This window comes from Kitasatospora sp. Xyl93 (assembly GCF_055383135.1).
This window is the reverse complement of sequence record NZ_AP029185.1, coordinates 2,370,532-2,394,599: the sequence shown is the minus strand read 5'-3', so window position 1 is coordinate 2,394,599 and position 24,068 is coordinate 2,370,532. Positions and strand designations below refer to the sequence as shown.

The 24,068-nt window shown below is 77.1% G+C and carries 20 protein-coding genes; 8 read left to right on the top strand and 12 right to left on the bottom strand.

Annotated elements, in window-relative coordinates; all coding sequences use genetic code 11:
* Positions 1-4: 4 nt before the first annotated feature.
* The 3 genes from ACZ5GH_RS10435 to ACZ5GH_RS10425 form a co-directional block, all read right to left on the bottom strand.
* Positions 5-793 (bottom strand): SCO2322 family protein, encoded by a 789-nt coding sequence (locus ACZ5GH_RS10435; RefSeq protein WP_387748636.1) that lies wholly within the window; start codon positions 791-793, stop codon positions 5-7.
* Positions 793-2,046, bottom strand: a complete 1,254-nt coding sequence (locus ACZ5GH_RS10430) for a prenyltransferase/squalene oxidase repeat-containing protein (RefSeq protein ID WP_387748638.1) — start codon at positions 2,044-2,046, stop codon at positions 793-795. The genes ACZ5GH_RS10435 and ACZ5GH_RS10430 overlap by 1 nt, the downstream gene beginning before the upstream one ends.
* 425 nt (positions 2,047-2,471) lie before the next feature.
* Positions 2,472-3,092: a TetR family transcriptional regulator gene (locus ACZ5GH_RS10425; protein ID WP_464334030.1), complete on the bottom strand. Its 621-nt coding sequence runs from the start codon at positions 3,090-3,092 to the stop codon at positions 2,472-2,474.
* Positions 3,093-3,324: 232 nt separating this feature from the next.
* Between ACZ5GH_RS10425 and ACZ5GH_RS10420 the strand changes: the two genes are divergently transcribed.
* The 3 genes from ACZ5GH_RS10420 (at position 3,325) to ACZ5GH_RS10410 (ending at position 6,571) form a co-directional block, all read left to right on the top strand.
* A complete protein-coding gene (locus ACZ5GH_RS10420; protein ID WP_464334029.1) occupies positions 3,325-4,635 on the top strand; it encodes a glycosyltransferase family 4 protein in 1,311 nt (436 codons plus the stop codon).
* A 134-nt stretch (positions 4,636-4,769) separates the two neighbouring features.
* On the top strand, positions 4,770-5,513 hold the full coding sequence (locus tag ACZ5GH_RS10415) for a class I SAM-dependent methyltransferase (RefSeq protein ID WP_387748644.1): 744 nt from the start codon (positions 4,770-4,772) through the stop codon (positions 5,511-5,513).
* Positions 5,510-6,571: a prenyltransferase/squalene oxidase repeat-containing protein gene (locus tag ACZ5GH_RS10410; RefSeq protein WP_387748646.1), complete on the top strand. Its 1,062-nt coding sequence runs from the start codon at positions 5,510-5,512 to the stop codon at positions 6,569-6,571. Before ACZ5GH_RS10415 ends, ACZ5GH_RS10410 begins: the two co-directional genes overlap by 4 nt.
* 72 nt (positions 6,572-6,643) lie before the next feature.
* On the opposite strand, the gene ACZ5GH_RS10405 is transcribed toward ACZ5GH_RS10410, so the two are convergent.
* From ACZ5GH_RS10405 to ACZ5GH_RS10385, 5 genes are all read right to left on the bottom strand, one after another.
* Positions 6,644-7,531, bottom strand: coding sequence for a hypothetical protein (locus ACZ5GH_RS10405; protein WP_464334028.1), 888 nt, complete (start codon positions 7,529-7,531; stop codon positions 6,644-6,646).
* A 187-nt stretch (positions 7,532-7,718) separates the two neighbouring features.
* Complete coding sequence (locus ACZ5GH_RS10400) at positions 7,719-8,741, bottom strand: N-acetylmuramoyl-L-alanine amidase (protein ID WP_464334027.1); 1,023 nt, start codon at positions 8,739-8,741, stop codon at positions 7,719-7,721.
* A gap of 7 nt (positions 8,742-8,748) precedes the next feature.
* Positions 8,749-9,966, bottom strand: coding sequence for a hypothetical protein (locus ACZ5GH_RS10395; RefSeq protein WP_464334026.1), 1,218 nt, complete (start codon positions 9,964-9,966; stop codon positions 8,749-8,751).
* A gap of 129 nt (positions 9,967-10,095) precedes the next feature.
* A complete protein-coding gene (locus ACZ5GH_RS10390) occupies positions 10,096-10,749 on the bottom strand; it encodes a class I SAM-dependent methyltransferase (protein WP_387749281.1) in 654 nt (217 codons plus the stop codon).
* Between the two features lie 210 nt (positions 10,750-10,959).
* On the bottom strand, positions 10,960-12,384 hold the full coding sequence (locus ACZ5GH_RS10385; RefSeq protein ID WP_387748654.1) for a M48 family metalloprotease: 1,425 nt from the start codon (positions 12,382-12,384) through the stop codon (positions 10,960-10,962).
* Between the two features lie 163 nt (positions 12,385-12,547).
* Here ACZ5GH_RS10385 and ACZ5GH_RS10380 point away from each other — a divergent pair, with 163 nt between their 5' ends.
* Positions 12,548-13,630, top strand: coding sequence for an alcohol dehydrogenase catalytic domain-containing protein (locus ACZ5GH_RS10380; protein ID WP_464334025.1), 1,083 nt, complete (start codon positions 12,548-12,550; stop codon positions 13,628-13,630).
* A gap of 162 nt (positions 13,631-13,792) precedes the next feature.
* Here ACZ5GH_RS10380 and ACZ5GH_RS10375 read toward each other — a convergent pair whose 3' ends face one another.
* The 3 genes from ACZ5GH_RS10375 to ACZ5GH_RS10365 form a co-directional block, all read right to left on the bottom strand.
* Positions 13,793-13,966, bottom strand: a complete 174-nt coding sequence (locus ACZ5GH_RS10375; protein ID WP_387748658.1) for a hypothetical protein — start codon at positions 13,964-13,966, stop codon at positions 13,793-13,795.
* Positions 13,967-14,446: 480 nt separating this feature from the next.
* Positions 14,447-16,438, bottom strand: coding sequence for a S9 family peptidase (locus ACZ5GH_RS10370; protein WP_464334024.1), 1,992 nt, complete (start codon positions 16,436-16,438; stop codon positions 14,447-14,449).
* Positions 16,435-18,219, bottom strand: a complete 1,785-nt coding sequence (locus ACZ5GH_RS10365) for a class III lanthionine synthetase LanKC N-terminal domain-containing protein (protein WP_464334023.1) — start codon at positions 18,217-18,219, stop codon at positions 16,435-16,437. Before ACZ5GH_RS10365 ends, ACZ5GH_RS10370 begins: the two co-directional genes overlap by 4 nt.
* A gap of 497 nt (positions 18,220-18,716) precedes the next feature.
* Between ACZ5GH_RS10365 and ACZ5GH_RS10360 the strand changes: the two genes are divergently transcribed.
* Genes ACZ5GH_RS10360 through ACZ5GH_RS10350 form a run of 3 tightly spaced genes read left to right on the top strand, consistent with a single transcriptional unit; the run spans position 18,717 to position 21,458 of the window.
* Positions 18,717-19,553 (top strand): Nif3-like dinuclear metal center hexameric protein, encoded by an 837-nt coding sequence (locus tag ACZ5GH_RS10360; RefSeq protein ID WP_387748664.1) that lies wholly within the window; start codon positions 18,717-18,719, stop codon positions 19,551-19,553.
* A gap of 23 nt (positions 19,554-19,576) precedes the next feature.
* Entirely contained in the window at positions 19,577-20,320 is a 744-nt protein-coding gene (locus ACZ5GH_RS10355) for a zinc ribbon domain-containing protein (protein ID WP_387748666.1), read from the top strand.
* 4 nt (positions 20,321-20,324) lie between these two features.
* A complete protein-coding gene (locus ACZ5GH_RS10350) occupies positions 20,325-21,458 on the top strand; it encodes a bifunctional RNase H/acid phosphatase (protein ID WP_387748668.1) in 1,134 nt (377 codons plus the stop codon).
* An 18-nt stretch (positions 21,459-21,476) separates the two neighbouring features.
* Here ACZ5GH_RS10350 and yaaA read toward each other — a convergent pair whose 3' ends face one another.
* Positions 21,477-22,262 (bottom strand): peroxide stress protein YaaA, encoded by a 786-nt coding sequence (yaaA, locus tag ACZ5GH_RS10345; RefSeq protein ID WP_464334022.1) that lies wholly within the window; start codon positions 22,260-22,262, stop codon positions 21,477-21,479.
* A 264-nt stretch (positions 22,263-22,526) separates the two neighbouring features.
* On the opposite strand from yaaA, the gene ACZ5GH_RS10340 reads away from it, so the two are divergent.
* Positions 22,527-23,993, top strand: a complete 1,467-nt coding sequence (locus ACZ5GH_RS10340; protein WP_464334021.1) for an RNB domain-containing ribonuclease — start codon at positions 22,527-22,529, stop codon at positions 23,991-23,993.
* The last annotated feature ends 75 nt before the right edge of the window (positions 23,994-24,068 follow it).

The following is a 24,068-nucleotide window of genomic DNA, read 5'->3' as shown; positions in this document are numbered from 1 at the left end:
GGGGCTAGGAGTGACGGCGGCGGCGCGCCTGCCAGACGGCGCCGCCGGCGAGGACGGCGACCAGCGCGCCGCCGGCGATCAGGCCGACGTCCGGGCCGCTGCCGTGGTCGGCGGAGCCGCCGCCGGTGTCCGGCTGGGCGGCGCCCGCCGCGACCTGGTCGCCGCAGCCCGCCTTCGGGTACCCGGCGATGGCGCACAGCAGCCCGTTGGAGTCGTAGCGCAGCGGCGGGGCGACGGCGGCCAGCACCTCGGCCGAGCTGGCGCGGGGCGTGACGCTGGCGCAGGCCGTGCGCTGCTCCGGCGCCGGACCGGCGGCGGACGGACCGGCGTTGGACGGACCGGCGTCGGACGTACCCGCGTCCTCGGCGGTCCCGAAGTCCAGCACGACCGCCACCCGCTTGCGCCCCTCCTGGGCGGGCGTGCCCGCGCAGAGCTCCGCGAAGCTCCCGCCCGTACGCGGCTTCGCGGCGTCCTGCCCGCCGTCAGGGCTGAGCGCGAACCGCCACCCGTCCACCGACCCGTCCGGCGGCACGGCGACGGCGGGCCCCTGCTGCTGGTACGTCCAGCCGCCGCCCTCGACGCCGCGCCAGAACGACCAGTACCGGTACCCGGCCGCCTGCGCGGGCGCGGCGGAGACGACCAGCAGCACCGCCCCGAGGAGGGGGAGGAGCAGCGCGGCGACGGCCCGCCGGGGCCGGCGGGCCGCACGGCCGGGCCGGGCGGCGCCGACGGCGGGGTGCAGGACGCGCTGGGGCAGGGCGGGGAGGAGTACGGGGCGGGGTGCGGGGCGCATCAGAGGTGCGGGTTGCGCTTGCGCTGGAGGCTGAGCAGGAGGCCGCCGCCGATGCCGACGAGGAGGCCGACGCCGATCAGCCAGTACTGGCCGATGCCGCCGTCGTCCTTCTTCTCCGCCGGGGCGGACGTCGCCGCCGCGGAGGCCGCGGCGGCCTTGGGCGCCGGGCCGAGGGCGGTGAGCCGGCCGGTCAGGGCGGCGGTGTCGCGGTGGGCGGCCTGGGAGACCAGCAGCAGGGTGGCGGTGGCGCCGGCGTCGGTGCCGCCCTTGGTCCAGGTGGCGCCCTCCTCGGCGAGCCAGTCGACGGCGCCGGCGGCCTGCTGGGGGTGGCCGCTCTGGACGAGGGAGAGGGCGGCCCAGGCGGTCGCGGTGTAGTCGGGCTTCGGCTCGGCGCCCGGGGTGACCAGGCTGAGGTGGCCGCCGTTGGCCGCGAGCTGGGCGGTGAGGTAGGCGCCGGCGGCCTCGCCGGAGTCCGCGTGCGGGACGGGGGCCGCGGCGGCCGCGGCGTCGGAGGCGCAGGTGAGGGCCTTGGGCGCGGCGTCGGCGTGCACCGAGGTGGCGACCGGCAGGTGGCCGCCGCCGGCGGCGAGCGCGGCCTGGCCGCTGGCGAGGGCGTTCGGGGTGAGGGCGCCGCCGGCCGGGTCGGGCTGGTAGGCGAAGGCGCCGCGCTGGTCGGCGGGGGCGGCGCAGCCGAGCTGGAACAGGGCGAGCCCGTCGAAGGCGGACCGGCCGGCCTTGGCGACGCCCGCCGGGTCGGTCCTGGCGGCGAACAGCGCGTTGACGGCGAGGCCGGTGGAGTTGGCGTCGCCCGGGCTGCCGGGGTTGTAGGCCCAGCTGCCGTCGGCGTTCTGGTTGGCCTTGAGCCAGGCGACGCCCTTGTCGACGGCCTCCTGGTGCCCGCCGAGGGCGACCAGCGCCTGGACGGCGACGGCGGTGGCGTTGCTGTCCTCGGTCTTCGGGTCGCAGGCCGCGCCGGGCGCCCGGTAGGAGGGCCAGCCGCCGTCCTCGCACTGCTGCCCGGTGAGCCAGCCGACGGCCGAGTCGGCCGGGGTCACCTTGGCCGCCGTCAGGGCGGTGAGTGCCAGCGACTGACGCCAGACGCCGTCGTACGTCGGGTCGCTCTTGCCGTACAGCCCCTCGGGGACGGCGGCGGTGGTCGGCGCGGGGCTGTCGGCGAGGGCCGGCCCGGCGGCGAGGCCGGTGAGCAGCGCGGCGGACAGGGCGGCGGCGCCCAGGCGGGCGGCGGTCAGCATGGTGCGGGTGTGCCTTTCGGTGAGCGGTGGTGGCCCGGGCGGGGCCGTTCCGTAGTCCTCGACGGTGCCGGGCGGGTGCGTCCGGCCTGGCCGCTCGCCCCGCCCCCGGGCGCTCCGACTCGCCCGGGCGGCCGAGGGCGGCGCCGGACTCACGGCTGCGGGTCAGCGCCGGATTCGCACCGGCTTTCCCCGGGGGAGGAGCGGGATGGAGTTGTGCTGCCCGTCGACTCTAGCCGCCGCGGCGCCGGGAGCGTCCAGCCGCCGGAGCGGCCTGACCGTCCAGCCACCGCCGCGCGCGGGAACCGCCGGCCGCCCCGCCCGGGAACAGCCGGCCGCCGCGCCAGGGAACCGCCGGCCGCCGGAGCGTCCGAGCGGCCCGGGCCACGGCAGGAACAGGTTCCAGTCGGCGGCGCCCGGCCGGCCGCTCACGGCAGCGTGAGCAGCCGGGCCGCGGTGTGCAGGTCGGCCCGGACCTCGGCGATCGAGGCGCGCCCGGAGAGCCAGGCGACCAGCGCCGAGTGCCAGGTGTGCTCGATCACCCGCACCGCCGCGCGCTGGCTCTCGGTGGGCGGTCCGGACTGGCCGATCGCGTCCAGGATGAGCTGTCCGGTGGCGACGCTGACCTGGTCCACCTCGGCCCCGACCGAGCGGTCCGCGAAGGACAGCGCCCGGACCATCGCCTCCGCCAGCAGCGGCTCGCGCTGCAGCGCGTGGAAGGCCCGGGTGAGGGTGTCGGCGACCCGCGGGGCCGGTTCCTGGTCGGTCGGCGGGTGCCGCCGGATGTGCTCGTGGAGGCCCTGCAACTGCTCCAGCATCACCGCCACCAGCAGGTGCACCTTGGACGGGAAGTACCGGTAGAGGGTGCCGAGGGCGACCTGCGCGCTCTCCGCGACCTCCCGCATCTGCACCGCCTCGTACCCGCCCCGCACCGCCAGCGCGGTGGCGGCCCGCAGGATGCGCCGGCGCCGTTCGGCCTGGCGTGCGGTCAGCGGCGGCTCGCCGGGCGGGGAGAGCGGCGGCGTCGTCGGAGGAGAGAGTGGCGGCAAGGGTGCTCCCGGGCGGGCGAGAGTGGCGGGGTGCTCCACATGGTCGGCAGGATCCGGCGTGGTGGGAATCACCGGCCCTGGCTCCTGAGGTAAAGCTACGGGCCGGTATCTTCGAGGTCTCTCATTGTTCACGTGGTCGACGACGAGTTCCCCGGCCACTGAAACCTGATCTACTTTAGCGACCGGAAGCACGACCGGCAGCACCGATAGCAGCTAGAGAAGAGGGCCCAGGATGACCGCGCAGCCGCTGCGGATTGCCCTGCTGTCGTACCGCGGTGACCCCTTCTGCGGCGGTCAGGGCGTGTACGTACGGCACCTCTCCCGGGAGCTGGCCAGGCTCGGTCACCACGTGGACGTGATCGGCGCCCAGCCCTTCCCGGTGCTGGACGAGGTCGAGGGCCCCGGCTCGGTGCGCCTGGTCGAGCTGCCCAGCCTGGACCTCTACCGCGCCGACGACCCCTTCCGCACCCCGGCCCGCGGCGAGTTCCGCGGCCCGGTGGACCTGCTGGAGTTCGCCACCATGCGCACCGGCGGCTTCCCCGAGCCGCTCACCTTCTCGCTGCGCGCCCGCCGGTACCTGGCCGCCCACAAGGGCCGCTACGACGTGGTGCACGACAACCAGACCCTCGGCTACGGCCTGCTCGGCCTGGCCCGGCACGGCTTCCCGCTGGTCACCACGATCCACCACCCGATCACCGTGGACCGGCAGCTGGAGCTGGACGCCGCCACCACCCGGGTCAAGCGGCTCTCGCTGCGCCGCTGGTACGCCTTCACCCGGATGCAGCGCCGGGTCGCCGCCCGGCTGGACCACGTGATCACCGTCTCCGGCACTTCGCAGCGCGAGATCGCCGAGCACCTGGGCGTCGCGCCGGGCGCGATCTCGGTGGTCCCGGTCGGTGCCGACACCCGGCTCTGGTCGCCCTCGGCGCGGACCGCGCGCGTCCCGGGCCGGATCGTCACCACCTCCAGCGCGGACGTCCCGCTGAAGGGCCTGGTCTTCCTGGTCGAGGCGCTCGCCAAGGTCCGCACCGAGCGGGACGCCCACCTGGTGGTGGTCGGCAAGCCGCAGAAGGACGACGGGCCGGTGGCCAAGGCGGTGCGCCGCTTCGGGCTGGCGGAGCACATCGAGTTCCGCAGCGGGCTGACCGACGGGGAGCTGGTCGACCTGTACCGCTCGGCCGAGGTCGCCTGCGTCCCCTCGCTCTACGAGGGCTTCTCGCTGCCCGCCGCCGAGGCGATGGCCACCGGCACCCCGCTGGTCGCCACCACCGGCGGGGCGATCCCCGAGGTGGCCGGCCCGGACGGGGAGACCTGCCTGGCGGTGCCGCCGGGGGAGGCGGACGCACTGGCCGCCGCGCTCGGCCGGCTGCTGGACGACCCGGAGCTGCGGGCCGGGCTCGGCGCGGCCGGACGGCAGCGGGTGCTCGCCCGGTTCACCTGGGAGCGGGCCGCCGAGCTGACCGCCGAGGCCTACCGGGCGGCGATCGCCACCGGCGCCGGCGCCCGGGCCCGCTCGGGGCCGGGCTGGCGGTACGTGGCCTAGGCGGTGCCGGGTCGCCGGTCGGCCGCCCGGCCGGTGACGGCGGGTCGGGTCCGTCCGGCGCAGCACGACGTGCCGAAAGAAGGCCTGACGAAGCGTCAAGGACGCTTGGTAGCAATAGGAATGGGAGTCCAGCAGTGCTGACCGTCGATTTCTCGCGCTTCCCGCTCGCCCCCGGCGACCGGGTGCTCGACCTGGGCTGCGGCGGGGGCCGGCACGCGTTCGAGTGCTACCGCCGCGGCGCCAACGTGATCGCCCTCGACCAGAACGCCGAGGAGATCGCCGAGGTCACGAAGTGGTTCGCGGCGATGGAGCAGGCCGGTGAGGCCCCGGAGGGCGCGTCGGCGGTCGCGATGGAGGGCAACGCGCTGGCGCTGCCGTTCGAGGACGAGTACTTCGACAAGATCATCATCTCCGAGGTGATGGAGCACATCCCGGACGACAAGGGCGTGCTCAACGAGATGTTCCGGGTCCTCAAGCCGGGCGGCCTGCTCGCCGTCACCGTGCCGCGCTGGCTGCCGGAGAAGATCTGCTGGGCGCTGTCCGACGAGTACCACGAGGTCGAGGGCGGCCACATCCGGATCTACCGGGGCGACGAGCTGCTCGGCAAGCTCAAGGACGCCGGCCTGGAGCCGTACGGCACCCACCACGCGCACGCGCTGCACTCGCCGTACTGGTGGATCAAGTGCGCGGTCGGCGTGGACAACGACAAGGCGCTGCCGGTCAAGGCGTACCACAAGCTGCTGGTCTGGGACATCGTCGGCACGCCGGTGATCAGCAGTCTCACCAAGGCCGCCGAGCGGGCGCTCAACCCGGTGATCGGCAAGAGCTTCGTGGCGTACGCCGCCAAGCCCAACCGCGCGCCGGGCGGGGCGGCATGACCGCCGCCGTCCCCGAGGTGCTGCTGCTCGACGGGGTGCTCGACGCCGAGCAGGCCGCCGACACCGTGCGCAGCATCCTGGCCGAGCAGCGCCCGGACGGCGCCATCCCGTGGTTCGCCGGCCACCACCTCGACCCCTGGGACCACACCGAGGCGGCGATGGCCCTCGACACGGCCGGCGAGCACGCCGCCGCCGAGGCCGCCTACCGCTGGCTCGCCGCCACCCAGAACCCGGACGGCTCCTGGTACGCGGCCTACACCGACGGCGTGGTCACCGACCGGGCCAAGGAGAGCAACTTCTGCGCGTACATCGCGGTCGGGGTCTGGCACCACCACCTCAGCACCGGCGACGACGCCTTCCTGGAGTGGATCTGGCCGGTCGTCCGGCGCGCCCTGGACTTCATCGTCGGGCTGCGGCTGCCGGGCGGCCCGATCGCCTGGCGGGTCGACGAGGACGGCGCCGCCACCGACGAGGCGCTGCTCACCGGCTCGTCCAGCATCCTGCACGCGCTGCGCTGCGGCCTGGCCGTCGCCGAGTACCTGGAGGAGCCGCAGCCCGACTGGGAGCTCGCGGCCGGCCGGCTGGGGCACGCCGTCTCCCACCACCCCGAGCGGTTCCTGGACAAGGGCCGCTACTCGATGGACTGGTACTACCCGGTGCTCGGCACCGGCCTGCGCGGCGAGGCGGCGCTGGCCCGGATCGAGCGGGACTGGGAGCGCTTCGTCGTCCCCGGCCTCGGCGTGCGCTGCGTCAGCGACCGCCCGTGGGTGACCGGCGGGGAGAGCGCCGAGCTGGCCCTCGCGCTCTGGGCGATCGGCCAGTCCGACCGCGCGGTGGACATCCTGCGCTGGATCCAGAAGCACCTGCGGCACGAGGACGGCTCGTACTGGACCGGGTACGTGTTCGAGGACGACGCGATCTGGCCGGAGGAGCGCACCACCTGGACGGCCGGGGCGCTGCTGCTCGCGGTGGCCGCGCTCGGCGGGGACCCGGCCACGGTCGCGGTCTTCGGCGGGGAGCAGCTGCCCGCCGGGCTGGTGGTCCAGGACTGCTGCTGAGCCGGGAGCACGGACGGAAGGGGCGGGACCGGAGAACCGGTCCCGCCCCTTCGCGGTGTGCGTCCGAGGAGGTCAGCCGCGCTGGATGCCCGTGGTGTCGGCCAGCACGCCCTGGCTGCCGTCCGGCAGCTGCGCGACCAGCGCGGCGCCGCGCTGCTCGACGGCCAGGTACCAGGTACCGGGCACGACCTCGCCGACCGGGGCGCCGGCCGGGTTGTCCTTCGGGGCCAGCTGGCGCGGCGCCGGGACGGCGAACCAGAACGGCTGGAAGTCCGACGCCGGGGCGGCAGCCTGCTGCGCGGCCGGGGCGGCGGCATCGTGCGGCTGGGCGGCCTGGACCGGCTGGCCGGGCTGCGGCTGGCCGGCGCCCGGGTAGCCGTAGCCGCCCTGGGCGGCGCCGTACGCCGGGTCCTGGCCCTGGGCCGGGTAGCCGTACTGGCCGGGCGCGCCCGGGTGGCCGGGCTGGCCCGGGTAGCCGTACTGGCCGGGGACGGCCGCCGGGCGGTCGGAGGCCAGCGGGGCCTTCAGGGCGGGCACCAGGGGGCTCGCGGCGGCCGCGCCGGCCAGCACGATCAGCGCGATGAAGCCGAGCCAGGCGCCGAAGCCGTGGCTGACGCTCGAACCGTAGGGGCTGGCGCCCAGCGACCAGACCGAGGTCCACAGCGCCGCGACGGAGAAGGCGATGCCCCACTGGTCCAGCCGCAGACCGAGCACCTGACGGTTGGTCGCGGCCTGGCCCTGGAAGCGCTGCACCAGGATCAGCACGGCGGCGACGATGCCGAGCAGGTAGATCGAGGGCAGGACGGGGAACAGGTCCGTGCTCCACGCGTTCTTTGAGGCGTCCGCACAGAACCGGCCGCTGCAGTCAGCGGTCAGGTAGGGCAGGAAGGAGGCGATGAAGAGCAGGACGGCCGCGCCTGCGACGGCGGCGTCTCCCCTGGTGAGAGCGCGCAGATTCACTAACGTTCCCCTCGTTGACGTGTCGTGGACGGTAATTCGTGCGGTCGGGCCGACCGGCCGAAACTCCCGAACGGACCAGAAGCCTAGGCCCAACCGTCCTGCCGGTGCACGGCGGGACCGGGAATGGGGCGAAGTCGTTGCAAACCGTGCGGTCCGGGCGGAGCGTCGTCCTCCGGGGGTGTGCGGTTCAACTCCCGTGTCGCTCTTCGGCCTTCTCTTGGGTCGTCAGGAACGCGGTCAGTGCGTCGGCGATCCCCTGGGCCGCCTGCTGGCGCCACTGAGGGTCCGTCATCCGTTGCGCGTCCGTCGAGTTGCGCATGTTACCGCACTCGATGAACACCTTGGGGACGGTGGAGAGGTTGAGACCGCCCAGGTCGGAGCGGGTGTCCAGGCCGTCCTCGGCGACGTAGTCCGCGTACGGCTCGCCGGTGGCGGCGCGGAACCGGTCGCGCAGCAGGAGGCCGAGCCGGTGGGAGGGTTCGACGATCGCCGTGGTGTCGGCCTTTCCGGCGACCACCCGGCCGGGCATGATCACGTGGAACCCGCGGCCGGCCGCCGGGCCGCCGTCCCCGTGCACCGAGAGCGCGACGTCGGCGTGCGCGTCGGCGCCCGCGCGGGCGCGCTGGTCGATGCACGGGCCCCAGGGGCGGTCGCCGTCCTGGACCAGCACCACCGTGGCGCCCCGGGAGGCCAGGATGGCGCGGGCCCGCCGGGAGACGTCCAGGGTGTACTCGGCCTCGGTGTAGCCGGCGTCGGTCTCGGTGCCGGTGGTGTCGCACTCCTTGCGGGCGTTGCCGATGTCCACCCGACGGTTGATCTCGGCGGTGTGCGCGGAGTTGCCCGGGTTGTGGCCGGGGTCGAGCAGGACGGTGCGGCCGGCCAGGCTGGTGGCGGTGCCGGCGCCACCGGCGGGCGGGGTCTGCGCCGCGGCGGGCGCGGTGGACGGCGGCGGCGCGACCGGAGGGCTGAGCGGCGGGGCGGTCGTCCCGTCGGCGGGGCCCGGTCGGTCCGTGGCCGTCGGGGCCGTCGTGGCCGGGCCAGCCGGGGCGGCCGCCGCGGTCGCGGTCGCCGAGGCGCCCGCCGGATCGGAGTGGTCGAGGGCCCGCCAGCCGAACCAGCCCGCGGTGCAGAGCGGAACGGCCACGGCCGCGGCCGTGGTGGCGCGCAGCAGGGCGGAGCGGCGGGGCGGTCGGGGGGCGGAACCGGTCACGGGTCGGTCAGATCCTGTCCTGGGTGCGCGGAGTGAGACCGTAGCTCTTCGCGATCGCGTTCCACTTGTTCATGAAGTCCGTCTTCGCCTGGGTGGCCTGCGGGTTGAGCTCGTCCGCGCGCTTCTTGTCCGGGGTGGCCGGGGCCCTGCCGGTGCAGCCCTGGGCGGCGACGGCGCGCGCCCAGGTCGCGTACGCCTTGTCGATGTCGGCCGACAGCTGCCAGGCGGACTTCAGCGAGTTCACCGCGTCGACACCGCCCGGCACGTCCGTGACGGTCAGCTGGGAGAGCTTGGTCAGCAGGGCGGCCCGCTGGGTCGCGCCGTTGTCGAAGGTCTGCGCGGCGCTCTCGATGTCGGCCTTGGGCGGGCAGCTGGTCACCTTGGCGACGGCGCTGCCGATCGGGGCCTTGGCGTTCTCGCCCTCGCTGAGCAGGCTGTCCAGCGCCTGGGCCTGGGCCTTGGCGCCCGGACCGGGGCCGGTCGCGGTCGGGGACGGCGTGCCGGCGGGGGCGCCGGACGCGCTCGCGGCGGCGCTCGGCGCGCCGTCCGTCCCCGTGGGCGCGGGGGCGGGCGGCAGGTTGTCGGAGCCGGTCGCCGGGGCGGCGGTCGGGGCGGGAGCGGCCCGGTCCTCCTCGTCGCCGCTCCGGGCGGCGAACAGCAGGCCGCCGCCGATCGCCAGCACCAGGAGCACCGCGAAGCCGATCAGCAGCGGGGCCCTGCGGTTGGCCGGCCGGTCCTCCTCGTCCCCGGGGCCGGTCGGATGGTCGGGCCGGCCGTACGGGGGCTGCGGCGGGGCGGCGGGCGGCCGCAGGAGGTAGTCGTGGCCGGGCGCCTGCTGCGGCGCCCGGGCCTGCGGGCCCGCGTGGGAGGGGAACGGCGTGGCCGCGGGCGGGGCGGCCGGCGGCGGCGGGGTGGCGCCGGGGAACAGCCGGGCGGTCGGCGGGTCGTAGCCGGGCGAGGCGGCCAGGTACGGGCGGGCGCCCAGCGGCGGGCCCTGGTCGCCGACGCCGCCGGGCGCGGGCGGCGGGGCCATCGGGCCGGGGCGGGCGGCGGACTCCGGCGTCGCGGGCGGCAGGGGCGCGGCGGCCGGCTGGTCGGCGGGGGCCGGGGCGCCCGGGGCGGGCTGCGGGTCGGCCGGACGCTGCGGGCCGCGCACCCAGCCGCCGGCGCCGCCGCGCGCGGTGGGGTCCCAGACCGCCGGAGCGCTGTTCTGCTGGTCCGTCATGTCGCTGCTGGCCCCCACCGTCCGCCGATGCTCTGCCTGGTGCTGCGCGCCACCGTACCGTTCGAACCCCTGCCCGGCAGCCCCGGCACGACGTTAGGGCACCGGCGCGGGGCGGCGGGACCGGACGGGCTACCGGGCGGTGCGGCGCAGGACGCGCAGGGAGCCGGTCACCGAGACCTCCTCGAAGCCCTCGGCCAGCGCCCGCAGGTACACCCGGTACGGGGCCTGGCCGCCGTCCGCCGGGTCCGGGAAGACGTCGTGCACCACCAGCAGGCCCTCCGGCGCCAGGTGCGGCACCCAGCCCTCGTAGTCGCCGGTCGCGTGCTCGTCGGTGTGGCCGCCGTCGATGAACACCAGGCCCAGCGGGCGCCCCCACAGCGCGGCGATCCGCGGCGAGCGGCCGACCAGCGCCACCACGTGCTCCTCCAGCCCGGCGGCGTGCAGGGCGCGGCGGAACCGCGGCAGGGTGTCCATCAGCCCGACCTCGGGGTCGACCAGCGTCGGGTCGTGGTACTCCCAGCCGGGCTGCTGCTCCTCCGAGCCGCGGTGGTGGTCGACGGTCAGCGCGACCGTCCCGGCCTCCCGGGCCGCCGCCGCGAGCAGGATCGCCGAGCGGCCGCAGTAGGTGCCGATCTCCAGCACCGGCAGGCCGGTGGCCCGGGCCGCCGCCACCGCCGCCGCGTACAGCGCGAGCCCCTCGTCCACCGGCATGAAACCGGTGGCCCCCTCGAACGCCGCCAGCACCTCGGGCGCCGGTTCGGCGCTCAGCAGCAGGTCGGACATGTGGTGCTCCTCGGGGGTGGGCGGGGGACGGACGTGCACGGACCCTACTCGACGGTAGCGGGGGCGGTGGCGCCGGGTCGCGCGGTGCCGGGCCGCGCGGTGCCAGGCCGCGGGCCACGGCCCGGGGGTCCCGTGGCGCGGCCGGGCGTCCGGTGCCGCGCGGACGTGGCGGCCGGAAGCGCGCGGCCGGGCCTCCCGTCCGGCACGGGCTCAGCCGGCGAGCAGGTCGGTGGCGATCCGGGTGCGGTGCGGGGCCAGCTCGGCGGCGATCGCCCCGGTCTCGGCGGCGGTGGCCGTGACGGCGGCGGGCCGGGCCCCGGCGCGGTCGACCAGGGCGATCCGCAGGTGGGTCGGCGGGTGGGAGGAGTCCACGGCGGCCCGGTCGCGGGCGCTCAGCCGGAGCAGGCGCTCGTGTTCGGCCGCCGGGACGGACGCGAGGTGCTCGCGCATCCGGTCCCAGAGCAGCTCCGGGGCGGCCGGCACCGGATTCGCGCCCTGCTCGGACGGCCCGGCGCCGCGGCCCCGGCCGCGCCGGACCACGCGCGGACGCCGGCGCTCCTCGGCGCGGATCCGGCCGACGGCGGTGCCCACCGGCCCGCCCAGCATGAGCGCGGCGAGCATGCCGCGGGCCGCCTCGCTGCCGCCGACCCGGACGGCGAGGGCGTCCGCGCGGTACTCGGCCTGCTGGCCGGCCCGGGAGGTGAGCCGGTCGAACAGCAGCAGGCCCTGGTACATCAGCCAGGCGACCGCCCGCATCAGGGCCATGCCGATGATCGCACCGAGCTTGATCAGCAACGGCGTTCCGTCGAAGCGCGGGCCCGGATCACCGGACTCGACCGACGTCCCCCAGCCGCGGCCCCGGCCGCCCCGCGCCATGGCGTACCAGGCCGCGAGCGCCGAGACCGCGCTGTGCAGCCAGAACGAGCGCCGGTGGTCGCCGTTGACGTGGTGGCCGAACTCATGGCCGAGCAGGGCGATCCGCTGCCGGTCGTCCAGCGTCTCCCAGAGCGGCAGGCCGAGCGTGAGGACCGGCCGGCGGCGCAGCCCGACCAGCCCGTACGAGGCGTTGAAGTCGTCGGTGACCAGGATGACGTGCGCCGGCGCGGCGCCGATCTCGGCGGCCACCCGGTCGGCCAGCCCGTACAGCGCCGGCGCCGCGGCGCGGTCGAGGACGGTCTCGTCGCGCGGCACCCGGCCCAGCCGGGGCCGCAACGCGAGGTCGATCACCAGGACGACCGCACCGATGCAGCGCTGCACGGTGGTGCCGGTGACGAGCAGCCAGGCACCCAGGCAGAACAGCGTGAGGGTGAGGAGGTGGACCAGGCCGGCGGCGGCGGAGGCCAGCAGCCAGTCGCGGCGGGCGGTGGGGGAGGGCCGGCCGTCGGCCTGTTCCTCGAACAGCCGGTCGGAGCGGGCGGCGGCGGCCCGCTCGCGCCGGGTGGGTCCGGGGGCGGCGTCCTGGCCGGGGACCAGGTTCCAGTCGCAGGCCGGGCACCAGGCGGTGAAGCGCGGATCGGCGGTCAGCGCTTCACCGCAGCGGGGGCAGGGCGCGCCGTGGGCGGACTCCGAGGACTCTGCGGGCTGTGCGGGTTGCGCGGGGGACGTCGGCGGGGACGTCAGCGGAGGTGTCGACACGTCGGTGATCATGGCGTGGTCCGGCACTGGAAGGACAGCGGATTCGTACAGTCCTGCCGGTCGGACGTTGTGGAACGCGTTCTAGTCGCGCCGCGCCGCCCGTGCCAGAATCGGCGCGACCGTCGGATCCGAGGAACACACCAGGCACCCCGGGAGCAGCACCATGCGCGCAGCCGTCCTGCACAAGACCGGCCAGGAGACCCTCGACGTCCGCGAGGACGTGACGGCCGTGGGCTTCGGGCCGGGCACCGTACGGGTCCGGATGCGCGCCGCCAGCCTCTGCCACTCGGACCTCTCCGCGATGAGCGGCGTGCTGCCGCAGCCCGCCCCGTTCGTTCCCGGGCACGAAGGTGCCGGGGACGTGGTGGAGGTCGGCGAGGGCGTCACCGGCCTCGCCGTCGGCGACCGCGTGGTGCTCTGCTGGATGGCCCCCTGCGGCCACTGCGACCACTGCCGGCGGGACCGCGGCCACCTGTGCGTCGCCAGCCTGCGCGGCCTCGGCGCCCCCGGGTTCCGGATCGCCGGGGGTGGGCTGGACGCCTCCGGCTTCTACGGCACCGGCGCCTTCGCCGAGGAGGTCGTGGTCGCGGCGAACGCCGTCGTCAAGGTGCCCGCCGACCTCCCGTACGAGGCCGCCGCGCTGATCGGCTGCGGGGTGACCACGGGCATCGGCGCCGCGGTGAACACCGCCCGGGTCGAGCCCGGCGCCTCGGTCGCGGTGATCGGCGCGGGCGGGGTCGGCGTGGCCACCGTGCAGGGCGCCCGGGTCTGCGGCGCCGCCCGGATCACCGTCGTCGACCCGGTCGCCTCGCGCCGCGAGCGCGCCCTGGCCTTCGGCGCCACCGAGGCGATCGCGCCCGAGGAGCTGAGGGCGGTGGCCAAGAGGCTGCCCGGCGGCGGCTTCGACCACGTCTTCGAGGCCGTCGGCCGCGCGTCCACCGTCCGGGCCGGCTACGAGGCCGCCCGGCGCGGCGGCGCGGTGGTGGTCATCGGCGCGGGCGCGCAGGACGACCTCGCGCAGTTCACCATGGGCGAGCTGTTCTTCAACGAGAAGCGCCTGCTGCCGTCGCTGTACGGCGGGGCGACGGTGGCGCGCACCCTCGGGCTGGTCGTGGACCTCTGGCGGGCCGGGCGGGTGGACCTCGACGGCATGGTCACCCACCGGGTGGGGCTCGCGGACGTCAACGAGGCGATCGCGCAGATGCGCAGCGGCGAGGCGCTGCGGACGGTCGTGACGATGGACTGACGGCGGACCGGGCCTCGCGGGTCGCGGGTTCCGCGTCGCGGCCCGGGGTGCCAGGGGGCAGGGATGCGCCGAGGGCCCGCCGGGAGAGTACGGACTCTCCCGGCGGGCCCTCGGGTGCGGTGCCCGCTCTGCGGTGCCCCGGTGGCCCCGGTGCCGGTGCGGTCAGCCCCGCGCGCCGGCCGCGCGGTGGCGGCCGTGCGGGTCGGACTCCGGGCGGTCGTCGGCGGCGGAGCCACCGCGGTGGCGGCCGTGCGACGCGGTGACCTTGGCCGTCTTCTCGTCGGCGTCGGTCCCGGTGACCGCGGGTCCGGTGGTGTCGGTGAGGGTGTCGGACATGAGAATCGTCTTTTCCGTGCGGAGGGTGCGGGTCATCGGCGCCCGGCCGGCGCCGGTGGCGCACGGTCGGGTCCCCGATCGGGTGCTCGGTACGCGCCCGGGCCGGTGATCACGGCCCGTGCCCCGGCCACCATAACGGCCGGGGCGGGCGAGATCCTATCGAGATCATCACGCGAGTCCCGGGGTGGTCGGGGGCCCGGCAGCGGGCCGGCGGCGGCACTCCGCCCGGCCCGGCTCCCGCGCGGCAGCGCCCGGACGGCAGGCCGTCCCGCCCGGCACCCACGGCCGGGGCGGGGGACGCGCCGGTCCGTACCGGGGCCGGCAACTGGCGCCCGGGTGCGGAGAGTTCACCCGGATCGCCCAGCAAGCCGTGCGGGCCGTTCGGACCCCAGCCGGGCCGCCGAGCCCCAGCCGTTCCGCCGGGCCGCGCCGGGCCCCAGCCGAGCGGGGCGCCGACCGTCCGGGGCCGCGGGCGGCGGATCAGCCCGGCCGACCGGTCCGCAGGAACGCGGCCAGCAGCTCGTGCAGCACGGCGGCGCCCTCGTCGGCGAGCACCTCGTGCCCGGAGCCGGCCGCCTCCACGTAGCGGAAGTCCTCGCCCTCGACCCGGCCGATCCGCAGCAGCTCGTGCCGCAGCGACCGGGACTGGCTCACCGGCACGACCTCGTCCCGGTTGCCGTGCACCACCAGCAGCGGCGCGCTCAGCCGGTGCGCGAGCCGCAGCACGTCGCGCGGTCCGCGGGCGTCGGCGATCGGCTCGCCGCCGCCCAGCCGGGTGGTCAGCGCCCCCACGGGCGGCGCCGCCTCGGCCAGCAGCCGGGCACCGGACAGGAACGGCGCGACCACCGCGCAGCGGGCGACCTGCTCGGCCGGTGCGTGCGCGGCCGCCAGCAGCGCCAGGAAGGCGCCGTAGCTGACCCCGAAGAGGGCCGGCGGCTCCAGGCCGAGAGCGGCGCGCTGGCCCGCGATGCCGTCCAGCAGGTGGAGGACGTCGTCCAGGTCGGGCCCGCCCCAGGCGCCCCGGATGGCCAGCGCGTGCGCTACGCCGTAGCCGGTGGAGCCGCGCTGGTTCGGCGCGACGACCGCCAGCCCCTCGGCGGCCATCCGCTGCAGCGCCGGGTCGAACTCCAGCCGCCAGGCGTCCGCCGGGCCGCCGTGCAGCGCCAGCACCAGGTGCGGGCTGCTCAGCCAGGTGTCCCCGCCGTACACCACGGCCTCCAACGGGCCGGCCGGGCCCGCCAGTTCGAGGCTCTGCGCGGGCTGCCAGCGGCCGCCGTCCCCGGGCGGGGTGCTGCCGTCCAGCCGCCAGCCGGGCGGCTCGGCCCTCACCGGCCGCACCCCGCCGGGCTGCCAGGGCGGCACGGTGTCCCGCCACGGGCCGGGCAAGCCCGAGGCCAGCGGCGCGAGTTGCAGCGGCAGCGGCATCGGGCCGGTGGCGGCCGGCAGCGGGCCGTGCGCCAGCAGCGCGTCCACGTCGAGGGTGGCCAGCGCCGTCGGGTGGTCGGGCGAGGAGTACGGCAGCCGCAGCCCCGCCTCGCCCCAGTGCCCGACCGCGCCGAGCCGTCCGGGCGGTACCGGCAGCCGGTCCAGCCGCCCGGCCGCGGGCCGCCACAGGGCGAGCGCCGAGCCCGCGCCGTGGTCGATCTGCACCGCGACCCGCGGGCCGTCCGCCGCCACCCGCAGCGCGACCGGCCGCAGGAGCATGCCCGCCACGTGCAGGCACTCCGGGAACCGCAGCGGCTCCCCGGCGCCGAGGACGCCCCAGCCGAGCCGGTCGGTGCCGGGCGCGTCGCTGCGCACCATCGCGAACCGGCTGTCCGGGTCGAACAGCACCAGGCGGTCGTTGCTGTCCGGGCCGATCTCCAGCAGCGGGGTGGCGGAGCCGCCGCGCAGGTCGAGCACCACGCTGCGGACCCGGCCCGCGTGCACCCGGTCCAGCGCGAGCAGCGCCCCGGTACGGTCCAGCCAGGTGCCGCCGCCGTGCAGCCCCGGGAGCTCGGCGATCTGCTCGGGTTCGCTGCCGTCCGCGCGCACCAGCCAGACGGTGGTCGCCGGGCGGGTGTCGCTGCCGAGCGCGACCGCCACCGGCGTCCGCGGGCCGGCCCCGGCCCGGACCGGGAGCGGCAGGACCCGCAGCCCGGCCATCCGCAGCGAGCCCGACGGCTGCTCCACGGTGCCGTGCTCGCCGGGGTGGAGGCGGACCAGGTCGTGCCGCTCGCCGTCGTGCCGGCAGGCCAGCACCGAGCCGTCCGGCAGGGCGACCAGCTGTGAGCGCGGGCTCTCCGAGCGGTTGCCGGGCAGCGGCAGGGCGGTCGGCGTGGCGGGACCGCCGTCCTGCGGCAGCCGCCAGCTCTCCACGTACCAGCCGCTGTCGGCGGAGGAGGCGAGGCAGGCGGCGTGGCTGCCGTCGGCGGCGAAGGCGAAGCCCAGCCGGCGCAGGGCCTGGGTCATGGTGCGGGTGGCCACGTTCATGCTCCGCTCACCCCGGTGGTGTCGGACGGGGACCGGCGTACGGCCGGTGGCGCGGGGGCCGGCCGGCGCCGGGGGCCGCCGAGCCGCGGCCGCGGCGGGACGGCCGACGGGCCCGCCGCGTCGGAGCGGGAGGCGGTGCCGGGGTTGCCGCCGGGCCGGGTGGCGTCGGTGCGGCCCGGGGAGTCCTCGCGCAGCGCCGCCCGTACCCGGGCCGTCCCCCACCGCTGCCGCGGCTGCTCGGCCCGCAGCCCGAGGACCACCGGCGCCAGCCGGCGCGCCGTCCCGCCGGTGCGGGCCGCGAGGGCGAGCCAGCGGCCGAGGCGTTCGGGGACCGGACGGGCCCGCGGGAGGTCCTCCGGCAGCAGCGGGTCGTGGCCGGTGGCCAGCAGGAAGAGCAGCCCGCCGAGCGCGTACAGGTCGACGGCCGGGTCGGCGACGCGGCTGCGGGCGGGGGCGAGCCGGCCGGGCCCGTGCTCGGGGGCGCGGTAGCCGGGGGTGCCGGCCGGGCCGGCGGGCCGTCCGGCCTCGACGGCGAGGCCGAGGCCGACCAGCCGCAGGGTGCCGTCCGGGCGGACCATGACGTTGCCGGGGGAGAGGCCGCGCAGTACCAGCCGCTGGGCGTGCACCCGCTCGACCAGGTCGAGCAGGCCGTGCGCCACCGGTCCGGCCTCGGCCCAGTCGACGCCCGGGCCGTCGTCGCGCCGCAGCCGGGCGGCCACCCAGCCGTCCAGGGGCTGCCCGGCGATTCGTTCCTGCACCAGGAAGACGGAGTCCTCCTGCTCGATCAGTTCGACGGCGCGCGGCGCCACGCCCTGCCCCGCCAGCCGGGCCAGCAGGGCGGCCTCGTGCCGCAGCGCGTCGCGGGCGTCGGCGCCGGCCCGGCCGGCCGCCGGGTGCGCCCGGGCCTGCTTGACCACGACCTCGGCGCCGCCCGACGCCTCCCGGCCGAGGAACACCCCGCCCTGCGCGCACTGCCGGACGACGGCGGTCACCGCGTACCGCCCGGCCGGCAGCGCTCCGCCCCGGCGCCGACGTGTGGCGGCCGCGGCAGCGCCCGAGCCCGCGGCCGTACCCGGGCCGGCCGTCGCGCCCGCCGTCGCGCCCGCGGCCGTAACCGCCTCCGCACCCGAAGCGCCGAACGGAAGCCGACCCCGCCCCGGCGTCCGGTACGACCTCCCGCGCGCGTCCTCGCCCCGCTCCCCGCCCGGCCGGCGTGGCACCGGGCGGTGCTCCCCGTCGTCGCCCGGCTCAGCCGGCGGCGCGAACGCGCCGTACCGGTAGTGCACCCGGCTCCCGGCCCGGTACGGCCGGTCGGCGGGCAGCACCGGCCCCGGCAGCCCGGCGGTGGCCCGGTCCAGCTCGGCCGCCAGCCGCTGGAACTGGGCATCGTCCGCCGGGTGGACGGTGATGAACGCGCCCGTCGAACCCGGCTCGTCCGTACCGGAGTCGAGCACGCTCAGGCACTCCTGCCCGGCGGCGAACCGGAAGCCGCACGGGTCCGCGGCGAGCACCCGGACCACCGCCGAGAGCACCGCCTCGCCCGCCGCCGGCGCCGCGCTCACCCGGAGCTGCCACCCCCGCTCCGGCAGCGGCGGAGCCCCGGACGGCCGGGCCGTGCACCAGAAGCCGCCGACGGTGACGTCCCAGCCGCCGCCGTCTCCCCGGCCTCCGGCGCCGGACAGGGCCGCCCGCGCCGTCTTCGGCCACGAACCCTCCGCGCCCGCTCCGCGCCCCACCGCTCCTCCGCGCCCGGCCGTACGCAGCGATGTGCCCGCTCCCATCCGCCACCACATCCCTTCGTCTCCGCCGCCGCCCGGGTACCCACTGCTCGGGGCACCCGGTCGGCGGCCCGGCCTGATCGGACCTCCCGGGGGGAGCGACGGCGCCGCCCCGGGGCGGGAGCGCTCGGCCGGATCCCGTCCGGCCCGGCGCGGTGGCCGCCCGACCCCTGGTCGTGGCTGCCGCCAGGGCAACTCCCGTTCGCAGGAGTGAAGTTACTTTCGAGCCAACCGGCGCCTCAACGCAGAGCCGGTCACTTCACTCATAAGGGTGATCAAGGCGTGGTTTCGAATTCGTGCGAGAACCCTGCTGTGAGTAACGGCCGCCCGGCGCGCGGCCGGGTACGGAACGCGCGGGCCCGGCCGGGCGCCGCCCGCCGCGGGTTGACGCGCACCCGTACGTCCGCAGCTCCCCCGTCCGAACGGCCGCGAGGGATCCCCCGGCCGCCTGCCGAACGGCCGAGGCCCGACCGCCCCCGCGCGCACGGTAGTCTCGACAGGTGCCGAAACTGTCCGACGTCATCACCGCGCTCGACGAGGTCTACCCGCCGCAGTGGGCGGAGTCCTGGGACGCCGTCGGCCTGGTCTGCGGAGACCCTCAGGCCGAGGTCGGCCGCGTCCTGTTCGCCGTCGACCCCGTCCAGGCGGTCGTCGACGAGGCCGTGGAGTGGGGCGCCGACCTCGTGGTCACCCACCACCCCCTCTACCTGCGCGGCACCACCAGCGTCGCCGCCACCACCTTCAAGGGCCGGGTGGTGCACACGCTGATCACCAACGGCATCGCCCTGCACGTCGCCCACACCAACGCCGACCACGCCGACCCCGGCGTCTCGGACGCGCTCGCCGAAGCGGTGGGCCTGCGGGTGACCGGCCCGCTGGTACCGGACCCGACCGACCCGCTGGGCCGCCGCGGCACCGGCCGGATCGGCCTGCTGGAGCCTCCGCTGACCCTCTCCGCCTTCGCCGCCCAGGTGGCGAAGGGCCTGCCGGCCACCGCCGCCGGCGTCCGCGTCTCCGGCGACCCGAACCGGCTGGTCAGCCGGGTCGCGGTGTGCGGCGGCTCGGGCGACAGCTTCTTCGCCGACGTCCGGTCGGCCGGCGTGGACGCCTACCTGACCGCCGACCTGCGTCACCACCCGGCCTCCGAGGCCGCCGAGGCGGCTCCCGTCGCGCTGCTCGACGCCGCCCACTGGGCCACCGAGTGGCCCTGGCTCACCCTGGCCGAGCGGGCCCTGCGGGCCGCCGCCGACAAGCGCGGCTGGACCGTGGAGACCAAGGTCTCCCACCGGGTCACCGACCCGTGGACCGCGCACGCCCCCATGTCCTTCACCGCCTGACCCGATTCACAGGAGCTCCCCGCTTGAACGCCGCGCCCGCCGACCAGATCCGCCTGCTCGACCTCCAGGCCATCGACTCGAAGCTCGACCAGCTGGCCCACCGGCGCCGGAGCCTGCCCGAGCACGCCGAGATCGAGAAGGCCACCGCCGACCACACCGCGCTCAAGGACCTCGTCGTCGCCGCCGAGGCCCAGAAGGGCGACACCGCCCGCGAGCTGACCAAGGCCGAGCAGGACGTCGAGCAGGTCCGCTCCCGTGCCGCCCGCAACCAGCAGCGCCTGGACTCCGGCGCGATCACCTCGCCGAAGGACCTGGAGAACCTCCAGCACGAGATCGGCTCGCTCGCCAAGCGCCAGGGCGACCTGGAGGAGGTCGTGCTGGAGATCATGGAGCGCCAGGAGAGCGCCGTCACCCGGGTCGAGGAGCTGTCCGCCCGCCTGGAGCACTCCACCGTCGTGCTCAAGGAGGCCGAGGCCCGCCGCGACGCCGCCTTCGCCGAGATCGACGCGGAGGCCGACAAGGTCAGGCGCGACCGCGAGACCATCGCCGCCGTCATCCCGGCCGACCTGCTGAAGGTCTACGCCAAGCTGCGCGAGACCCAGGGGGGCGTCGGCGCGGCCCGCCTCTACCAGCGCCGCTGCGAGGGCTGCCGCACCGAGTTCTCGATCACCGAGCTGAACGCCATCAAGGCCGAGCCGGCCGACAAGGTGGTCCGTTGCGAGAACTGCTCGCGGATCCTGGTCCGCACCTCCGACTCGGGCGTCTGAGCCGGTGACGGCGCGCTTCATCGTCGAGGCTGACGGCGGGTCCCGGGGCAACCCGGGGCCGGCCGGCTACGGCGCGGTGGTCCGGGACGGGGACACCGGGCAGATCGTCGCCGAGGCCGCCGGGTTCATCGGCCACGCCACCAACAACGTGGCCGAGTACAAGGGTCTGATCGCCGGGCTCGAGGCGGCCCGCGAGCTGGACCCGGACGCCTCGGTGGACGTCCGGATGGACTCCAAGCTCGTCGTCGAGCAGATGTCCGGGCGCTGGAAGATCAAGCACCCCGGCATGCAGCCGCTCGCCGCCGAGGCGCGCACCGTCTTCCCGCGCGGCCGGGTCACGTACACCTGGATCCCGCGCGAGCGGAACAAGGACGCCGACCGGCTGGCCAACGAGGCGATGGACGCGGGCAAGGCCGGGCGCGCGTGGGAGCCCCGCAAGCCGGCCGCCGCCGTCGAGGAACCCCCGCTGGAGACCGCCGCCCCCAAGGCCGGCTGGGCCGCCCCGGCCGACCTCGGCACCCCGACCACCTTCGTCCTGCTGCGCCACGGCGAGACCCCGCTCACCCCGGAGAAGCGGTTCTCCGGCAGCGGCGGCACCGACCCGGAGCTCTCCGACAAGGGCCGCTGGCAGGCCGAGCGGGCCGCCGAGGCGCTGGCCGCGCGCGGCAGCGTCCAGGCGGTGGTCGCCTCCCCGATGCGCCGCACCCGGCAGACCGCCGAGACCGTCGCCGCCCGGCTCGGCCTGGAGGTCCGGTACGAGGACGGGCTGCGCGAGGTCGACTTCGGCGACTGGGAGGGCCTGACCTTCGCCGAGGTGCGGGAGCGGTACCCGGACGACCTGACCGCCTGGCTGGGCTCCGCCAAGGCCAGGCCGACCGGCGGCGGGGAGAGCTTCACCGCGCTCACCCACCGGGTCGGCGTCGCCCGGGACAAGATCCTCGCCCGGTACGCGGGGAAGACCGTGCTGGTGGTCTCGCACGTCAGCCCGATCAAGACCCTGGTCCGGCTGGCGCTCGGCGCCCCGCCGGACTCGATGTACCGGATGGAGCTGGCCGCCGCCTCGGTCTGCGCCGTCCAGTACTACGCGGACGGCAACGCCTCGCTGCGGCTGCTCAACGACACCTCGCACCTGCGCTGACCCCGCCGGGGCAGCCGGTCAGTGCACGTCGGTGACCACCACGTCCAGCTGCCACGGCCTGCGGGCGGTGCCCTCCGCCGCCGGCTCCACCCGGTGGCCCAGCTCCAGCAGGGCGTCCATCAGCTCGCCCGGGGTCTTCGGCTCGGCACCGGTGACCAGCAGGTCCCGGACGATCCGCCCCTTGGTCGCCTTGTTGAAGTGGCTGACCACGGTGCGCTTGCCGTTCCGCTCCTGGAGCACCCGGACGGTCGCGGTCCGGGCGGCCACCTCGCCGGCCGGCTTCCAGGCCGCCGCGTAGGCGGAGCTGCGCAGGTCCAGCACCAGCCCGTCCGCGACCTCGGGGAGCACGGAGGCCGTCGCGCTCCGCCAGTACGGCCCGAGCGCCCCCAGCCCCGGGAGCTTGACGCCCATCGAGCAGCGGTAGGACGGGATCCGGTCGGAGATCCGCACGGCGCCCCAGAGACCGGAGAAGATCAGCAGCGAGCGCTCCGCCCGGTCGTACGCGGCGGTGTCCAGGGTGGCCAGGCCGAGGTTGTCGAACAGCACCCCGGTGTACACCTCGCCCGCCGGGCGGGCGCCGGCCGTCGGCAGCCCGGCGTTCTTGGCGATCTCGCCGCGCAGGCCGGGGGAGAGGCCGAGCACCTCGGCGGCGGTGTCCTCGTCGCCCCGGCACAGGTCCACCAGCGCCTCCAGCACCGCGCCGCGCGCCGCCGTCAGCCCGGGCAGCGACAGCCGGTCCAGGGCCACCGGCCCGCCGTCCCCGGACCCGGCCTTGCCCTCCGAGGGCGGCAAAAGCACCAGCACAGCGGACTCCTCAACAACGTGTGCGGACGAACCCGGCAACCCTACTGCGCCCGCCGCGCACACCCCGCCGCGCGCCTTCCGCACCTCCCGCCCGCGCACCTCCCGCGCCCGACGCCGCGCGCCCGGGCACCTGCCGCGCCCGACGCCGCGCACCTCCCGCGCCCGACGCCGCGCGCCCGGGCACCAGCGCGGCGCGGTTCGAAGTCCCCACCGGGCGTTGAGCCTCCGTCCGGAACCACCCGGTCCCGCTCTACCCTGGCGGGCATGCCTCGCCGAAAACTGCGCGTCAAGGCCGCCGACTCCGCCCGGATCAACACCGAGCTGGCCGAGCTCCGCACCCGCCTGGAGATCCACACCGAGTGGCCGCAGGCCGTGCTCGCCGAGGCGGAGGAGGCGGCCGAGCGCCCCCGGCTGCCCGAGCACGACGCCACCGACCTGCCGCTGTTCACCGTCGACCCGCCCGGCTCCCGCGACCTCGACCAGGCCATGCACCTCGCCCACCGCCCCGGCGGCGGCTACCGGGTGCACTACGCGATCGCCGACGTCGCCGCCTTCGTCCACCCCGGCGGCGCGATCGACACCGAGGCCCGCCGCCGGGTCGAGACCCTCTACTTCCCCGACCACCGGGTCCCGCTGCACCCCGCCCGGATCTCCGAGGACGCCGCCAGCCTGCTGCCCGGCGAGCCCCGCCCCGCCCTGCTCTGGCAGCTCGACCTGGACGCCGACGGCGCCGTCGTCCTGGCCGACCTGCGCCGCGCCCTGGTCCGCTCGCACCGCCGCCTGGACTACGCCGCCGTCGAGCGCGCGGTGGCGGTCGGCGGCGCCGACGAGCAGCTCGGCCTGCTCGCCACCGTCGGACGGCTGCGCGAGGAGCAGGAGCGCGCCCGCGGCGGCATCAGCCTGCCGGTGCCGGAGCAGGAGGTCGAGGAGACCCTGCACGGCTACGTCCTCGGCTACCGCGCCCCCGGCCCCGCCGACGGCTGGAACGCCCAGATCTCCCTGCTCACCGGCATGGCGGCGGCCGAGCTGATGCTGGACGCCGGCGTCGGCCTGCTGCGCACCCTGCCCGCCGCGCCCGCCGCCGGGTACGAGCGGCTGCGCCGGATCGCCGCCGCGCTGGACGTCGACTGGCCGCAGGCCGTGCCGTACCCCGAGCTGATCCGCTCGCTGGACCCGGAGGTCCCGCTCAACGCCGCCTTCCTCAACGCCTGCACGGGTCTGCTGCGCGGCGCCGGCTACCACGCCTTCGACGAGTCCCGCGGCCTGCCCGCCCCCGCCGAGCCGGGCCACGCCGCGCTCGCCGCCCCGTACGCGCACTGCACCGCGCCGCTGCGCCGGCTCGGCGACCGCTTCGCCCAGGAGGTCTGCGCGGCGGTGGCGGCCGGGGAGGACGTGCCGGACTGGGCGCGCGAGGCGCTGCCGGCGCTCCCGGCGCTGATGGCGAGCGGGGACCGCCGCGCCGGAGAGGTCGAACGGGCCTGCGTGGACCTGGTGGAGGCGGAGCTGCTGGCCGGCCGGGAGGGCGAGGACTTCGCCGCGGTGGTCGTCGACGTGGACGGGAAGCGGCCCGGCTCCGGCACCGTCCAGCTGCGCGACCCGGCCGTCCGGGCCCGCTGCGACGGACCGGCCGGCGGGCTGCCGCTCGGCCGGGTGATCGACGTCCGGCTGACGACGGCCGACCCGCTCACCCGGACCGTCCGCTTCACCGCGGTCCAGGCGCCGCCACCGTAAGGGGAGCGCCACCCGGACGCGCCACCCGGACGCGCCGCCCGGACGCGCCACCCGGACGCGCCGCCCATCCGCCCC

Bases quoted from the DNA above. Each gene is read 5' to 3' on its own strand.
- ACZ5GH_RS10380 (WP_464334025.1), top strand. From the start codon at position 12,548: ATGCGCGCAGCCGTCCTGCACAAGACCGGCCAGGAGACCCTCGACGTC.
- ACZ5GH_RS10340 (WP_464334021.1), top strand. From the start codon at position 22,527: ATGCCTCGCCGAAAACTGCGCGTCAAGGCCGCCGACTCCGCCCGGATC.
- ACZ5GH_RS10370 (WP_464334024.1), bottom strand. From the start codon at position 16,438: ATGAACGTGGCCACCCGCACCATGACCCAGGCCCTGCGCCGGCTGGGC.
- ACZ5GH_RS10410 (WP_387748646.1), top strand. From the start codon at position 5,510: ATGACCGCCGCCGTCCCCGAGGTGCTGCTGCTCGACGGGGTGCTCGAC.
- ACZ5GH_RS10395 (WP_464334026.1), bottom strand. From the start codon at position 9,966: ATGACGGACCAGCAGAACAGCGCTCCGGCGGTCTGGGACCCCACCGCG.
- ACZ5GH_RS10375 (WP_387748658.1), bottom strand. From the start codon at position 13,966: ATGTCCGACACCCTCACCGACACCACCGGACCCGCGGTCACCGGGACC.
- ACZ5GH_RS10420 (WP_464334029.1), top strand. From the start codon at position 3,325: ATGACCGCGCAGCCGCTGCGGATTGCCCTGCTGTCGTACCGCGGTGAC.
- ACZ5GH_RS10365 (WP_464334023.1), bottom strand. From the start codon at position 18,219: ATGGGAGCGGGCACATCGCTGCGTACGGCCGGGCGCGGAGGAGCGGTG.
- ACZ5GH_RS10435 (WP_387748636.1), bottom strand. From the start codon at position 793: ATGCGCCCCGCACCCCGCCCCGTACTCCTCCCCGCCCTGCCCCAGCGC.
- ACZ5GH_RS10430 (WP_387748638.1), bottom strand. From the start codon at position 2,046: ATGCTGACCGCCGCCCGCCTGGGCGCCGCCGCCCTGTCCGCCGCGCTG.
- ACZ5GH_RS10390 (WP_387749281.1), bottom strand. From the start codon at position 10,749: ATGTCCGACCTGCTGCTGAGCGCCGAACCGGCGCCCGAGGTGCTGGCG.